Origin of the sequence: Marinitenerispora sediminis (assembly GCF_003336425.1) — a bacterium.
Lineage (GTDB): Bacteria > Actinomycetota > Actinomycetes > Streptosporangiales > Streptosporangiaceae > Marinitenerispora > Marinitenerispora sediminis.
This window is the reverse complement of the sequence record NZ_QEIO01000138.1, coordinates 1-14,329: the sequence shown is the minus strand read 5'-3', so window position 1 is coordinate 14,329 and position 14,329 is coordinate 1. Positions and strand designations below refer to the sequence as shown.

General features: G+C 75.2%; 12 protein-coding genes. 3 read left to right on the top strand and 9 right to left on the bottom strand.

All coding sequences use genetic code 11. The features are described 5' to 3' along the window. The 3 genes from DEF28_RS21470 to DEF28_RS21460 form a co-directional block, all read right to left on the bottom strand. Positions 1 to 1,059: sensor histidine kinase (locus tag DEF28_RS21470; RefSeq protein WP_147281081.1), on the bottom strand; the 1,059-nt coding region annotated here is incomplete at its 3' end. A 3-nt stretch (positions 1,060 to 1,062) separates the two neighbouring features. Continuing rightward, positions 1,063 to 1,725 carry a response regulator transcription factor gene (locus DEF28_RS21465; RefSeq protein WP_114400338.1) on the bottom strand — a complete coding sequence of 221 codons (663 nt, stop codon included), beginning with the start codon at positions 1,723 to 1,725 and terminating at the stop codon, positions 1,063 to 1,065. A 29-nt stretch (positions 1,726 to 1,754) separates the two neighbouring features. Further along, entirely contained in the window at positions 1,755 to 3,062 is a 1,308-nt protein-coding gene (locus DEF28_RS21460; RefSeq protein ID WP_233515461.1) for an MFS transporter, read from the bottom strand. A gap of 1,025 nt (positions 3,063 to 4,087) precedes the next feature. On the opposite strand from DEF28_RS21460, the gene DEF28_RS21450 reads away from it, so the two are divergent. Together DEF28_RS21450 and DEF28_RS21445 are read left to right on the top strand one after the other, a co-directional pair. After that, the gene (locus DEF28_RS21450; RefSeq protein WP_114400339.1) at positions 4,088 to 4,723 is read left to right on the top strand and encodes a TetR/AcrR family transcriptional regulator; all 636 of its coding nucleotides are present in this window, start codon (positions 4,088 to 4,090) and stop codon (positions 4,721 to 4,723) included. Positions 4,724 to 4,796: 73 nt separating this feature from the next. Beyond that, positions 4,797 to 5,753, top strand: a complete 957-nt coding sequence (locus DEF28_RS21445) for an ATP-dependent DNA ligase (RefSeq protein WP_114400335.1) — start codon at positions 4,797 to 4,799, stop codon at positions 5,751 to 5,753. 25 nt (positions 5,754 to 5,778) lie between these two features. Here DEF28_RS21445 and ku read toward each other — a convergent pair whose 3' ends face one another. The 6 genes from ku to iolC form a co-directional block, all read right to left on the bottom strand. Further along, complete coding sequence (ku, locus tag DEF28_RS21440) at positions 5,779 to 6,825, bottom strand: non-homologous end joining protein Ku (protein WP_114400334.1); 1,047 nt, start codon at positions 6,823 to 6,825, stop codon at positions 5,779 to 5,781. Between the two features lie 106 nt (positions 6,826 to 6,931). Further along, positions 6,932 to 8,431 carry a CoA-acylating methylmalonate-semialdehyde dehydrogenase gene (locus DEF28_RS21435; RefSeq protein ID WP_114400333.1) on the bottom strand — a complete coding sequence of 500 codons (1,500 nt, stop codon included), beginning with the start codon at positions 8,429 to 8,431 and terminating at the stop codon, positions 6,932 to 6,934. Between the two features lie 70 nt (positions 8,432 to 8,501). Continuing rightward, entirely contained in the window at positions 8,502 to 10,373 is a 1,872-nt protein-coding gene (iolD, locus tag DEF28_RS21430) for a 3D-(3,5/4)-trihydroxycyclohexane-1,2-dione acylhydrolase (decyclizing) (protein ID WP_114446204.1), read from the bottom strand. Beyond that, entirely contained in the window at positions 10,370 to 11,269 is a 900-nt protein-coding gene (gene iolB, locus DEF28_RS21425; RefSeq protein ID WP_199493436.1) for a 5-deoxy-glucuronate isomerase, read from the bottom strand. Before iolB ends, iolD begins: the two co-directional genes overlap by 4 nt. An 82-nt stretch (positions 11,270 to 11,351) precedes the next feature. Beyond that, the gene (locus DEF28_RS21420) at positions 11,352 to 12,233 is read right to left on the bottom strand and encodes a Cgl0159 family (beta/alpha)8-fold protein (protein ID WP_114400648.1); all 882 of its coding nucleotides are present in this window, start codon (positions 12,231 to 12,233) and stop codon (positions 11,352 to 11,354) included. Between the two features lie 17 nt (positions 12,234 to 12,250). Continuing rightward, positions 12,251 to 13,228, bottom strand: coding sequence for a 5-dehydro-2-deoxygluconokinase (iolC, locus tag DEF28_RS21415; RefSeq protein ID WP_114400645.1), 978 nt, complete (start codon positions 13,226 to 13,228; stop codon positions 12,251 to 12,253). Between the two features lie 205 nt (positions 13,229 to 13,433). Here iolC and DEF28_RS21410 point away from each other — a divergent pair, with 205 nt between their 5' ends. Further along, a complete protein-coding gene (locus DEF28_RS21410) occupies positions 13,434 to 14,138 on the top strand; it encodes a GntR family transcriptional regulator (RefSeq protein WP_114400647.1) in 705 nt (234 codons plus the stop codon). Positions 14,139 to 14,329: the final 191 nt, after the last annotated feature.

Sequence of the window (14,329 nt, the reverse complement as noted above, 5' to 3'; positions counted from 1 at the left end):
CTCCGCGACCTCCCCCGCCTCGACCGCCACCCCGGCCCGCACCCCGGCGGCCGACCAGGCGTCGACGCGCTCGAAGACGACCGTGCCCAGGTCGCACACCTCCTCCTCCGCCGGGTCGCCCGGGGACTGGGCGCGGGCGGCCAGGCTCGTGGCGCGGCTCTCTGCGGTGGCCAGGCTGAGCAGCCCCTCCAGCAGGTCCTCCAGCCGCTCCACCTCAGCCACCGTCGCGGCGTAGGCCGGGCGGGCGTCCTCGGCCACCCGCCCGGACAGGCCGTCGATGCGCAGCCGCAGCGCCGCCATCGGGTTGCGCAGCTGGTGGGAGGCGTCCGCGACCAGCCGCGCCTGGGTGCGGGCCGCCTCCCCCACCACCCGGGACATCCGGTTGAACGACTCGGCGAGGTCGCGCAGCTCCGGCGGCCCGGCGCGCTCGGTGACCTGCGCGCCGGACGCCCCGGCGGTGAGCGCCTGGACCCCCGCGTTCAGCTCGCCCAGCGGCCGCAGCAGCCAGCGCGCGACCGACGCCGACAGCACGGCGCACGCGGCGAGCGCGGCCAGCGCCCCCAGGACGACGGCCGCCCACCGCCACGCGACGTCGGCGGCCGCCGCCCGCGTGGACGCCCGCAGCACGATCGCGCCGTCTGCGCGGATGCCGTCGCCGATCGGACCGGCGAGCAGCATGTCCTCGCGCGTCCAGGGCCGCAGGTCCGAGACCCGCCGCGGCGTCTGGCCGCGCAGCGCGGCGTCCACGAGCGGCGCCACGCCCGGGTCGTCGGCCCGCAGCCCGCCGGCGGCGGCGATCTCGGACCGCCGGGCGTCCACCACGAGCACCGACTCCCCGTACAGCGAGGCGTAGCGCTGCGCCTCCCGGCGCAGCGGTCCGGTGTCGCCGGTGGCGACGGCCTGCCGGGCCAGGGCGGCGAACCAGTCGAGGTCGGCCGCGCGGGCCAGCTCCAGCCGCTGGGTGCGCTGCTGCGCGGTGGCGGCCAGCAGCGGGACGGCGAAGCAGGTGACGGCGACCGCGGAGAAGGTCAGCAGGACCGCGAGGAGTCGGCGCCGCACCGCTCACTCCTCGCCGAACCGGTAGCCGAAGCCCCGGATGGTGACGAACAGTTCGGGCCGCCCGATCTTGGCGCGCAGCTGCGCGATGTGCACGTCCAGGGAGCGGGAGACCGCCACGTAGGCGTCCCCCCACACCTCGTCCATGAGGCGCTGCCGGCTCACCGCGCTGCCGCGGCGGGCCGCCAGCGCCGCGAGGAGGTCGAACTCCTTGCCGGTGAGCTCGACCTCCGCGCCGGCCACGTACACCCGCCGCGCGTCCAGGTCGATCCGCACGTCGGCGACGCGCACCTCGGCGGGCGGTGGCTGCTCGCGCAGCACCGCGCGCCGGGAGACCGCCTCGATACGGGCCAGCATCTCGCCGGCCCGGACCGGTTTGACCAGGTAGTCGTCGGCGCCCCACCGCAGCCCCCGCACCACGGACCGCTCGTCGGAGCGGGCGGTCAGGATGAGGACGGGCACCTCGGTGACGCGCCGCAGCTTGCGGAGCACGTCGAGGCCGTCGGCGTCGGGCAGGCCGAGGTCGAGGAGGATGACGTCGGCCTCCCGGTGCCGGGTGAGGGCGTCGGCCCCGAAGCGGAGCTGGGTGGGGGCGTGGCCGTTGGCCCTGAGGAACTCGGCGATCGCGTTCGACACGCCCTCGTCGTCCTCGACGAGTACGATCCGCACGGTCCGCGCCCCCTCCCCTCACATGCGCGTCAGCGCCCGGCTTGCGTCCGCTCCTCCGGGCCGGCGGCGTGGTCGCGGTCCAGCTGGGAGTTCTTCGACGACTCGCTCATCCGCAGGTAGACGAGCAGTGACACCAGGATGCACCCGGAGACGTACCAGAAGAACCACGACTCGTGCCCGGCCTGCTTCAGCCACAGCGCGACGTACTCGGCGGTGCCGCCGAAGAGCGAGACGGTCAGCGCGTAGGGCAGCCCCACGCCGAGCGCGCGGATGCTGGTGGGGAACAGCTCCGCCTTCACGATGGCGTTGATCGAGGTGTAGCCGGTGACGATGAACAGCGCGCCGAGCATCAGCAGGAACGCCAGGAGCGGCGAACGCGTGCCGGCCAGGGTGGACAGCAGCGGGACGGTGCACACGGTGCCGGCGACGCCGAAGAAGAGCAGCAGCGGACGGCGGCCGATCCGGTCGGACAGCGCGCCGGCGACCGGCTGGAAGACGACGAACACCAGCAGGGCGAGGAAGTTGACCAGGGCCACCGACTCCTTGTCGATGCCGCTGGTGTTGATCATGAACTTCTGGAGGTAGGTGGTGTAGGTGTAGAACGCCACCGTGCCGCCGAGCGTCAGCCCCACCACGGTGAGCAGCGCCTTGGGGTGCGCGAGCAGCGCCCGGATCGTGCCGCGGGCGGCCGGCCGCCCGCCGCCTCCGCTGCTCGCCTCCCGCTGGAAGCTCTCCGACTCCTCCATGGAGCGGCGCAGCCACATGACGACCACGGCCCCGGTCGCCCCGATGACGAACGCGATCCGCCACCCCCAGGCGTCCATCTGCTCGGTGGTCAGCACCAGCTGCAGCACGATCTGCACACCGAGCGCGATCAGCTGGCCGGCCGTCAGGGTGACGTACTGGAAGCTGGAGTAGAAGCCGCGCCGCCCCGGCGAGGCGACCTCGGAGAGGTAGGTGGCCGAGGTGGCGTACTCCCCGCCCACCGAGACGCCCTGCGTCAGCCGGGCGAGCACCAGCAGCACCGGAGCCGCCACCCCGATGCTGGCGTAGCTCGGCGTGAGGGCGATGACCAGCGACCCGAGCGCCATGAGGGTCACGGAGAGCGTCAGCGCCGCCCGGCGCCCGAACCGGTCGGCGTAGCGCCCGAGCATCCAGCCGCCGATGGGCCGCATCAGGAAGCCGACGGCGAAGACCGCCGCGGTGTTCAGCAACTGCGCGGTCTGGTCGCCCTCGGGAAAGAACGCCTGCGCGAAGTAGACACTGAACGCGGTGTAGGCGTACCAGTCGTACCACTCGATGAGGTTGCCGATGGAACCTCGGATCACATTGGACACGACCCGCCGCTCACCTGCGCGGGAACCTGTCTGCGTAGTCGCCACGAAGCCTCCTTGATGTGTTGCACCACACACCGTGCTGTGCGCTGATCGACAGGGGCAACATGAGGGCCCGGTTTCTTACATTCGCTTTACATTTCTCCGCAGCTGACGGCAGCCGCGGCGCGCCTCCGCGGGCCGGGGCGGCGGGACCAGCGGGGACGCGGCGGGGAGCCGGTGCGGGCGGGCCGGCGGGCGCTCCGGTGGTCCGGGCCGGCGGCGGCGACGGCGCTCGGCTGGCGTCGAGCGGGTGCGCGTCGCCGCCGGCCGAGGAGCTCGACGCCGCGCACCGACCGCCTGCGACCCGCTCGGCCGCTCGGGCCCGCGGGTCCGGACGGGACGGCACCGGCGAGGAGCGGCCACCGGCCCCCGGGCCGCTCCGGGTGGGTCCCGGCCGCATCGTTCCCGGCCGGCTCGCCCCGATGCCGGTGGCCCCGTCCCACCGCGACGTCCGCGGCGGCCGCTGGGAGGACCCGTCCGGCGGGTAGCCGCCGATCGCGCTCGGAGCGGTCGGCACCGCCGCCAACGCAGCCGCGGAAGCAGCTCGCGACCCCACGCCTGGACGGTGTAGATCCGTCCGCCGGAGCGGCGCCGGACGCCCGGGGTGGCCCGCGCATGGGCCACCGGGGCAGGCCGGGGCTCGGCCGGGCGCCGCCGACGACGGGGGCGGGACGGCGCGCGGGTGCCTTCCGCGGGCGGACCATGCGCGAGGTGCTGCCGACACTACTTCTCGGCGCCGGACCACCGCGCCGCCTTCTCCGCAGGTCGGCCCGTGCTTTGGGGGCGTGCGTCCCGGTCCGTGGCGATGTGCCGCCCGGCCGGTGGCCGGTTCAGGTCAGCGGGCGCGACGCCGTCCGCGAGGATCGGCGGCGTGACCGCCGCCGCGGGCACCTTCCGCAATCCGGCGAAGCGTTACCATGCTCGTGTTCGCGGTCGACGCACCGCGGAACACCGACCGGCGCCCCCGATCGAGCGGTGAGGAAACCATGCCCACTCGGCAGGAGACGACGGCGGTCCGGCGCCAGGAGCGCGGCCGCCGCAGGATGGCGGAGATCCTGGACGCCGCCGAGGAGGTCATCGCCGAGGTCGGCTTCGAGGACGCGACGACGAACGCCATCGCCGCGCGCGCCGGGATCTCCCCGGGATCGCTCTACCAGTTCTTCCGCAACAAGGACGAGATCCTGGCCGCCCTGGTCCCCCGCTACACGGAGCGCTCCCACGCGTTCTGGGACGCCCAGCTCGCGGCCGGCGCCGCCCGGCTGCCGCTGGAGGAGTTACTCGACCGCGTCGTCGCGGCGATGGCGGCCTTCAAGGCCGAGCGCCCGGCCTTCTGGGTGCTGTTCCACGGTTCGGCCACCTCCGAGCAGCTGGCCGGCGTGGCCAAGGAGCTGCACGAGGGCATCGCCGACCGGCTGTGCGCGCTCTTCGCGGTGCGCGCCCCCGACCTGCCGGAGGAGCGGCGCCGCATGCTCGCCCAGGTGGCGATCTCCGCCGTCAACGGCATGTTCCCCCTCGTGATGGCCGCGCCCCCGGAGGAGCGGCCGGCCGTCCTCGCCGAGCTGCGGGACCTGCTGCGCGGCTACCTCGCGCCGCACCTCGGGCTGGGCCCCGTGCAGCGGTGAGAGCCGCACGGCGCACTCCGCGGGAGCCGGCGGCCGTGGCCCCGCTGCTGGGTAGGGCACCGTTATGGAGCCGATGCTGGCGCGGACCGTCGACCACCTTCCGGTGGGCGAGCAGCTCGTGTACGAACCGAAGTGGGACGGATTCCGGGCGATCGCCGACCACGGGGACGGGCGCGTCACGCTGACCTCCCGCTCCGGCAAGCGCCTGGACCTCCGCTTCCCCGAGGTCGCCGACGCGGTGCGGGAGCAGATCCCGCCGCAGACCGTGCTGGACGGCGAACTCGTACGCTGGTCCGGGGACCGCCTGGACTTCGAGGCGCTGCAGCGCCGCAACCGGGCCAGCACCCGCACCGCGCGGGCTCTGGCCCGGCGGGAGCCCTGCCACTACATCGTCTTCGACCTGCTCCGCCTGGAGGGCGCCGACCTCGCCCGCCGCAGCCTGGAGCGCCGCCGCGAGGCCCTCGAACGCCTCTTCGACGGCGTCGAGCAGCCCTCCCCGCTCACCCTCGGCTGGCAGACCGCCGACCCCGAGACCGCCCGCGACTGGTACGACACCCTGCCCGAGGTCGGCGTGGAGGGCCTGGTGGTCAAGGACGCCCGCCGCTCCTACCGGCCCGGCCGCCGCGACTGGGAGAAGTACAAGCACCACCTCACCACCGAGGCCATCGTCGCCGGCACCATCGGCCCGCCCGACCAGCCCCGCGAGCTGCTGCTGGGCCGCTACGACTCGCGCACCGGCGACCTGCGGGTGGCCGGCCACACCACGGAGCTGGCCCCGGAGCAGCGCGACGCCCTGGGCGAGCTGCTGCGCCGCGCCGAGGGCGACCACCCGTGGCCGCGCCGCCTCGCGCCCCGGTGGGGCGGCAAGGACCCGATCGTCTACGTGCAGGTCGAGCCGGAGGTGGTCGTGGAGGTGCGCGTGGACCCGGCGAGCACGGCCGAGCGGTGGCGGCACGTGGTGCGCTACCTGCGCCCCCGCACCGAGCTCCGGGCGCAGGACGTGCCCCGCGACCTCGACATCGAGACGTGAACGCGGCGGCGGGCCGCGGCGCGCGTCAGGACGCGGCCCGCTTCCCCCGCCGCGCGCGCCGCTCGGCCTTCGCGACGGCCTGCTCCAGCTCCGCGCGGTCCATCCGGCTGCGGCCCGCGATCCCGAGCTCGCCGGCGAGCCGCGCCAGGTCCCGCTTGGTCATCTCCGCCGGCGGCGGGTGCTCCCGCGTCCGGCCCCCGGCGGCCGGCTCGGCCGCACGCCGGCCCTTCCCGCCCTTGGCGGCGGCCGCGCGGCGCCGGGCCCCCCGGGACGCCTCCGCCCCCTCGCCCGCGGTGGTGCGGCGGCTGCGGATGCTCTCCCGCAGCGCGCTGGTGAGCTCGACGACGTTGGTCTCCTCCGGAGGGGCGGTGCCGGCGTACTTCAGCCGCCGCCCCTGGCTCTTGGCCTCGACCAGTTCGGTGAGGCGCTCGTGGTAGAGGTCGGAGTAGCGCTCCGGGCGCCACTCCTCGGCCATGGCCTCGATCAGCTGCGTGGCCAGGGTGAGTTCGCGGTCGTCGATCTCGACGTCGGGCACGGAGGGCAGCACCTCCTCCGGGTCGCGGATCTCGTCGGCGAAGTACAGCGTGCCCAGCGTCAGCACGCCGTTCTGCGGCCCGATGACGGCCAGGTGCTGCCGGTCCCGCATGACCAGGCTCGCCACGCCGAGCCGCCCGGTGCGGGCCAGCGCCGCGCACAACAGCGCGTAAGGCTTGGCGGCCGCCTTGGAGTCCGGCCCCAGGTAGTAGCTGCGGTCGTAGGTGAGGGGCTCGATGGCGCCGGAAGGCACGAACGCCGCGATCTCCAGGGTGCGGGACCGCCCCGGCGCGATCGACTCCAGGTCGCTGCGTTCGAGCACGACGTAGTCGCCCTCGTCGGTCTCGGCGCCCTTGACGATGTCGCCCAGCGGGACCTCGTCGCCGGTCCGCTCGTTCACCCGCTTGTAGCGGACGCGGTCGGAGGTCCCGCGCTGGAACTGGTGCATCGAGTAGCTGTGCCGCTCCGTGGCGGCGTACAGCCCGACCGGCAGGCTCACGAGTCCGAACGACAGGCTGCCCTTCCACACCGATGCCATGGCGCCCCCTCCTCCACTGCCGTCCTACCCGCCTACCGCCTCCGACCACGTAAAACATGCCGGGCGGGCGCGATGTCCGCGCCCGCCCGGCGGTGGTGGCGGCCGCTCAGCCGTTCGCCGGGAAGCCCAGGTCGACTCCGGCGTCGGCGGGGTCGGGCCAGCGCGTGGTGACCACCTTGCCGCGGGTGTAGAAGTGCACGCTGTCGTTGCCGTAGACGTGGTGCTCGCCGAACAGCGACGCCTTCCAGCCGCCGAAGGAGTGGTAGCCCACCGGGACCGGGATCGGCACGTTCACGCCGACCATGCCGGCCTGCACCTCCAGCCGGAACCGGCGCGCCGCGCCGCCGTCGCGGGTGAAGACGGCGGCTCCGTTGCCCCACGGCGAGGCGTTGATCAGGTCGATCGCCTCGGTGTAGTCGGCGGCGCGCACCACCGAGAGCACGGGGCCGAAGATCTCGTCGCGGTAGGCGTCCATGCCAGGGGTGACGCGGTCGAGCAGGCTGGCACCGGTGAAGAAGCCGCCCTCGTACCCGGGCACGCTCAGGCCGGTACCGTCCACGACCACCGTGGCGCCCTGCTCGCGGGCCCGCGGTACGTAGGAGGCGACCCGGTCGCGGTGCTCGCGGGTGATGAGCGGCCCCATCTCCGAGGCGGGGTCGTCGCCCGGGCCGACGGTGAGCTTGCGGGCGCGCTCGGCGATGCGCTCCACCAGCGGGTCGGCGGCGGCGCCCACCGCGACGACCACCGACACGGCCATGCACCGCTCGCCGGCCGAGCCGTAGGCCGCGGAGACGGCGGCGTCGGCGGCCAGGTCGAGGTCGGCGTCGGGCAGCACCAGCATGTGGTTCTTGGCGCCCCCGAGTGCCTGGACCCGCTTGCCGGCGGCGGAGGCCGTGCGGTGCACGTGCCGGGCGACGGGGGTGGAGCCGACGAAGCTGACCGCGTCGACGTCGGGGTGCTCTAGGAGGCGGTCCACGGCCGGCTTGTCGCCGTTGACGAGGTTGAGGACGCCGTCGGGCAGTCCGGCCTCGGTTGCCAGCCGCACCAGGCGCAGGGTGGCCGACGGGTCCTTCTCGCTCGGCTTGAGCACGACGGTGTTGCCGCAGGCGACGGCCATGGGGAACATCCACAGCGGCACCATGGCGGGGAAGTTGAACGGGGTGATGGCGGCGACCACGCCGACGGGCTGCCGGATGGCCTCGACGTCCACCCGCTCCGACACCTGGGTGGAGGTCTCGCCCTTGAGCAGCTGCGCGATGCCGCAGGCCAGCTCCACGATCTCCAGGCCGCGGGCCACCTCGCCGAGGGCGTCGGCGCGCACCTTGCCGTGCTCGGCGGTGATCAGCCGGGCGATCTCGTCGCGGTGCGCGTGGAGCAGCTCCCGGTAGGCGAACAGCGCGGCGGTGCGCCGGGCCAGCGACGAGGCCGCCCAGTGGGGGGCCGCCGCCTTCGCCGCGGCGACCGCGGCGTCGACCTCGGCGGCGTCGGCCAGCGCGACGCGCGCGGTCTCGGCACCGGTCGCGGGATCGGTGACGGTGGCCGTGCGGCCGGACCGGCCGGCGGCGGAGCGCCCGCCGATCCAGTGCTCGATGGTGGTCGTGGTCATGGCTTCCTCTCCAGGTGCGCGTACGGCGGGTGCGCGTACGGCCGGGCGCGGCCGCCCGGCAGGCCGGGGGTCACAGGTGGCGGCGCCGCCCGCGCGCCCGCTCGTCGTAGGCCGCGCGCGCCTCGACGGCGGCGGGCCGGGCGGCGACCTCGGCCACGGGGACGTCCCACCACGCCTGGGCGCCGGGGGCGGTGTCCTCGGGGGCGGTCTCGACGTAGACGGCGGCGGGCCGGTCGCCGTCGCGGGCCGCGCGCAGGGCCGCGCGGAGCTCGCCGACCGTGTCGGCGCGGTACACGGCCGCGCCCAGGCTGGCGGCGTTGGCGGCGAGGTCGACCGGCAGCGGAGCCCCGGTGAAGGCGCCCGCCTCGTCGCGGAACCGGTAGGCGGTGCCGAACCGCTCGGCGCCGACCTGCTCGGACAGCCCGCCGATGGAGGCGTAGCCGTGGTTCTGCACGATGACCACGACGACCTTGATCCCCTCCTGGACCGCGGTCACGAGCTCGGTGGGCATCATGAGGTAGGTGCCGTCGCCGACCAGCGCGAAGACCTCGCGTCCGGGGTCGGCCAGCCGGACGCCCAGGGCGGCGGGGATCTCATAGCCCATGCAGGAGTAGCCGTACTCGACGTGGTACTGGCGGGCGTCGCGGGCCCGCCACAGCTTGTGGAGGTCGCCGGGCATGGATCCGGCGGCGTTCACGACGACGTCGGTGTCGGCGGTGACCTCGCCGAGCACGCCGAGGACCTGGGCCTGGCTGGGGCGCGCGGTGTCGTCGGCGGCGCGGCAGGCGCCGTCGACCACCCGCTGCCAGCGGCGCGCCGCGTCCCGGTACTCGCGCAGGTAGTCCGCGGCGACCCGGTGGCCGGCCAGGGCCCGGCCGAGCGCGCCGAGCGCGGCGCGCGCGTCGCCGACCACGGGGTCGGCGGCCTGCTTGTGGGCGTCGAAGCCGGTGATGTTGACGTTGACGAACCGCACGCCGGGCGCGGCGAACAGCGTGTTGGACGCGGTGGTGAAGTCGGAGTAGCGGGTGCCGACCCCGATGACCAGGTCGGCGGTGCGGGCGATGTCGTCGGCGGCGGCGGTGCCGGTGTGGCCGACCGCGCCGAGCTGGGCGGGGTGGTCGTGGCGCAGCGAGCCGCGGCCGGACTGCGTCTCGCAGACGGGGATGCCGGTGGCGTCGGCGAACGCCGCCAGCTCGGCCTCGGCGCCGCTGTGGTGCACGCCGCCGCCGGCGACGAGGAGCGGGCGGCGGGCCGCCGTGATCCGCTCGGCGGCGATCCGCACGGACTCCTCGTCGGGGACCGGCCGGTGCACCCGCCAGACCCGCTCGGCGAGGAACTCCGCGGGCCACTCGAACGCCTCGGCCTGCACGTCCTGCGGCAGCGCGAGCGTGACGGCTCCGGTCTCGGCGGGGTCGGTGAGGACCCGCACGGCGTTCAGGGCTGAGGGGACGAGCTGCTCGGGGCGCCAGATCCGGTCGAAGTAGCGGGAGACCGGGCGCAGGCAGTCGTTGACCGTGACGTCGGGGCCGCCCGGTGCCTCCAGTTGCTGCAGGACGGGGTCGGCCGGCCGGGTGGCGAAGACGTCGCCGGGCAGCAGGAGCACGGGGAGGCGGTTGATGGTGGCCAGCGCGGCACCGGTGACGAGGTTGGTGGCCCCGGGCCCGATGGAGGTGGTGACGGCCTGGGTGGCCAGCCGCCCGCTCTGCCGGGCGTAGCCCACGGCGGCGTGCGCCATCGCCTGCTCGTTGCGGCCCTGCAGGTAGGGCATGTCGGGGCCGGCCTCCAGCAGCGCCTGGCCGATCCCGGCGACGTTGCCGTGGCCGAAGATGCCCCAGCAGCCGGCGATGAGCCGGCGGCGCTCGCCGTCGCGCTCGGTGTACTGGTTGGCGAGGAAGCGCACCAGTGCCTGGGCCACGGTCAGGCGCACCGTCCGGCCGCTCACGCGTCCGCCTCCGCCGCGTCGGCGGCCGGCGCGGTGTACAGGGGCAGCCGGGGGTCGACGGGCTGGTCGGACCAGGTGCCGCGGACCCAGGCGTGCGCGGGGTCGTCGCAGATCAGCCAGGCGCGTTCGGGCGCGGGTCCGGCCATCACGTTGAGGTAGTACATGTCGTAGCCGGGCGCCGCCATGGAGGGCCCGTGCCAGCCGTCGGGGATGAGGACGACGTCGCCGCTGCGCACCTCGGCGAGCACGTCGCTGCGGTGGCCGGGGCCGGAGGGGTACACGCGCTGGTAGCCGACTCCGGGGCCGGCCGGGCCGTCGGCCAGCTCGAAGTAGTAGATCTCCTCCAGCCGCGACTCGCCCTCGCGCTCGGTGTCGTGCTTGTGCGGCGGGAAGGAGGACCAGTTGCCGGCGGGGGTGAGCACCTCCACCGCGATGAGCCGGTCGGCCTCGAAGACCCCGGCCGCGCAGAAGTTGTTGACCTGCCGGCTGGCCTGGCCGGCGCCGCGCAGCTCCACGGGAACGCCGGAGGCGGGGCCGTAGCGGGCGGGCAGCCGGCGCTCGCAGCGGGCGCCGGCGAGCGCGAACCGGCCGCCGCCCTCGGAGGCGACGGCGGCGCGGGCGTCGCGCGGGAGGTAGGCGAAGTCGGTGACGCCGGCGAAGACGCCGGTGCGGCCGGCGAGGCGGAAGGTGCCGCCGTCGCACTCGACCGTGCAGCCGCCCGAGAGCGGCAGCAGCACCCATTCGCTGTCGCCGGTGTCGAAGGAGTGCCGGCCGCCGGGCGGCAGCTCCAGCACGCGCAGCGCGGAGTAGCCCCAGCCGGCGCTCTCCGGGTCGACGTGGGTGCGGTAGGGGCCGGTCGCGGTGCTGCCCGCGGGGCGGTGCAGGGTCGGGCTCACGTGGGTGCCTCCTCGGAGGATCGGGTTCCCGGGCTGCGGGGGCGGTGCCCGCGCGGGGCGGTCGGCCGTGGGGCCACCGGCCTCACAGCAGCCGGACGGCGGTGTCGACGGCCGCGGCGACGTCGTCGCCGGGCGGGTAGAGCAGGGTGCGGCCGGCGACGAGCCCGTAGACCGAGGGCAGCCGCAGCGCCTGGTGCCAGCGGTCGAAGGTGGCGTCGGCGTCGTCGGGCACGTCGCCGCCCAGGAGGACGAGCGGCAGCGTGGTGGCCTCGGCGACCCGGGCCATGTCGCCGGCGTTCTCGGTGAGGGGGACCTTCAGCCAGGTGTAGGCGGAGGTGGCGCCGAGCCCGGAGGCGATGGCGGCGGAGCGGACCACGGCCGCCGCCGAGAGGTCGTTGCGGACCCGGCCGCCGACGCGGCGGGCCATGAACGGCTCGACCAGGGCCGTCAGGCCGCGTTCGGCGAGTTCGGTGACGGCCCTGGCCGCGCCCGCCATGGTGGCCAGGCTGCCGGGGTCGGACTCGTCGATGCGCAGCAGGAGCTTGCCGGCGTCGAAGCGGAAGCGCTCGATGTCGGCGGCACGGTAGGCGGTGAAGCGGTCGTCCATCTCGAAGGCGGCGCCGGCCAGTCCGCCGCGGTTCATGGAGCCGACCACCACCTTGCCCTCCAGGGCCCCGAGCAGCAGCAGGTCCTCCAGGATGTCGGGGGTGGCGAGGACGCCGTCCACGCCGGGCCGCTCCAGCGCGACGCACAGCCGCTCCAGCAGGTCGGGCCGGCTGGCCATGGCGAGCGGCCGGCCGGCCACGCCGAGCGCGCCTCGGGCGGGGTGGTCGGCGGCGATGATCAGCACGCGGCCGCCGCCGCTGAGCAGCGGCCGGCGGCGCCGCCGCCGGGCCGCGTCCAGGACCGCCTCGGGCCGGGTCGCGCGCAGCCGCGTCAGCTCGCTGATGCCGGGAGTGGACACGGTGGTGGCCTTTCGGGTCACGCGGAGGGGGCGCTGGGGGTCGCGCGGGCCGGGCGGCCCGCCAGGACCTCCTCGATCTCGGCGGCGTGCGGCATGGCGGAGGAGCAGGCGAGCCGCCCGGCGACGATGGCGCCGGCGGCGTTGGCGGCATCGACGGTGCGCCGCAGGTCCCAGCCGGAGAGCAGGCCGTGGCAGAGCGCGCCGCCGAAGGCGTCGCCCGCGCCGAGGCCGTTGACGACGTCCACGGGAACGGGTGCAGCGGTGATCCGCTCGTCCCGCGTGGCGGCGAGCACGCCGGCGGGCCCCTGCTTGACGACGGCGAGTTCGACCCCGGCGTCCAGCAGCGCGTCGGCCGCGGCCTCGGGGTCGCGGGTGCCCACGGCGCGCTCGCACTCGGCGAGGTTGCCCACGGCGATGGTGGCGTGCTCCAGGGCGCGCCGGTACTGGGCGCGCGCCTCGTCGTGGTCGGCCCAGAACATCGGCCGCCAGTCGAGGTCGAAGACGGTGCGGCCGCGCCGGGCGCGGTGCTCCAGGGCGGCGAGGGTGGCGGTCCGGCTCGGTTCGGCGCACAGGCCGGTGCCGGTCATCCAGAAGACGGCGGCCGCGGCGATCGCGTCGAGGTCGAGCTCTCCGGGGTGGATCTCCAGGTCGGGGGCCTTGGGCTCGCGGTAGAAGTAGAGGGGGAAGTCGTCGGGCGGGAAGATCTCGCAGAAGGTCACGGGGGTGGGGTAGCGCGGCACGGGGGCGACCCACCGGTCGTCGACGCCGAAGTCGGCGAGTGCGCGGTGCAGGTAGGCGCCGAACGGGTCGTCGCCGGTGCGGGTGATGACAGCGGTGCGCTGGCCGAGCCGTGCGGCGGCGACCGCGACGTTGGCCGCCGAGCCGCCGAGGAACTTGCCGAACGTCTCCACGTCGGCCAGCGGGACGCCGGTCTGGAGGGGGTAGATGTCGACGCCGATGCGTCCCATCGTGATGACGTCGAACGCTTCCGCCATGGGGCGACCTCCGCTGCTCGTCCTGCCGGGACCATCTCTACTAGCCGCACCGAAAGCATGTCAACCATTTGTCTTGACATCCTGACTTCACGACGTCCTGCCCTGTTGGTAAGGTGGGTGGGTGACGACGCCGAAGACGACGCCGGCCGACGGCGGGGGCTCCTGGGACCCGGGTACCGACATCGTGGTGGACCATTCCAGCCCCATGCCGCTGTACTTCCAGGTCGCCACCCAGCTGGAGGCCGCGATCGACTCCGGGGCGCTGCCCCCCGGCAGCCGCCTCGACAACGAGGTCCAGCTGGCCGGCCGGCTCGGACTGTCGCGGCCGACCGTCCGCCAGGCCATCCAGACCCTGGTGGACAAGGGGCTCGTCGTCCGCAAGCGCGGGGTGGGCAGCCAGGTCGTCCACAACCGGGTCAAGCGCTCGCTGGAGCTGAGCAGCCTCTACGACGACCTCTCCCGCATCGGCCAGCAGCCGACCACCCGGGTCCTCACCAACACGGTCGAGCCCGCGTCCCCGCCGGTGGCGCGCGCCCTCGACGTCCCGGAGAAGACCCCGGTCTGGCACCTGGAGCGGGTGCGCTACGCCCGCTCCGAACCCATCGCCCGGATGCGCAACCACCTGCCCGCGGACCTCATCGCGCAGCCCGGCGACGAACTGCTCGCGGAACGCGGGCTGTACCAGCTGCTGCGCGCCGGCGGCATGCGGCTGCACGCCGCCCGCCAGACCATCGGCGCCCGCGCCGCGAACCGCGCCGAGGCCGAGCTCCTGGAGGAGCCCGAGGGCGCCCCGCTGCTCACCATGGAGCGCACCGCCTACGACGCCGAGGGGCGCGCGGTGGAGTACGGCTCGCACCTGTATCGCGCCTCCCGGTACTCGTTCGACCTCTCCCTGCGCGGACCCGCCTGACCCCGCTCCCCCGGCGGGTCGCCGGGGCCACTCCACCCTGACGTCCGCATGTACGTATGTCAGGACTATCTATTGACAGTGCTGTCTCCGGAGTGAAAACTACGGGTGAGTCCGCACCGCACGGCGGTGTCGTTCCCCGCGCCGCCACCGCCCGAACATCGCCCGCGCCGGTCCCGCGCCCCGTCCCGGCC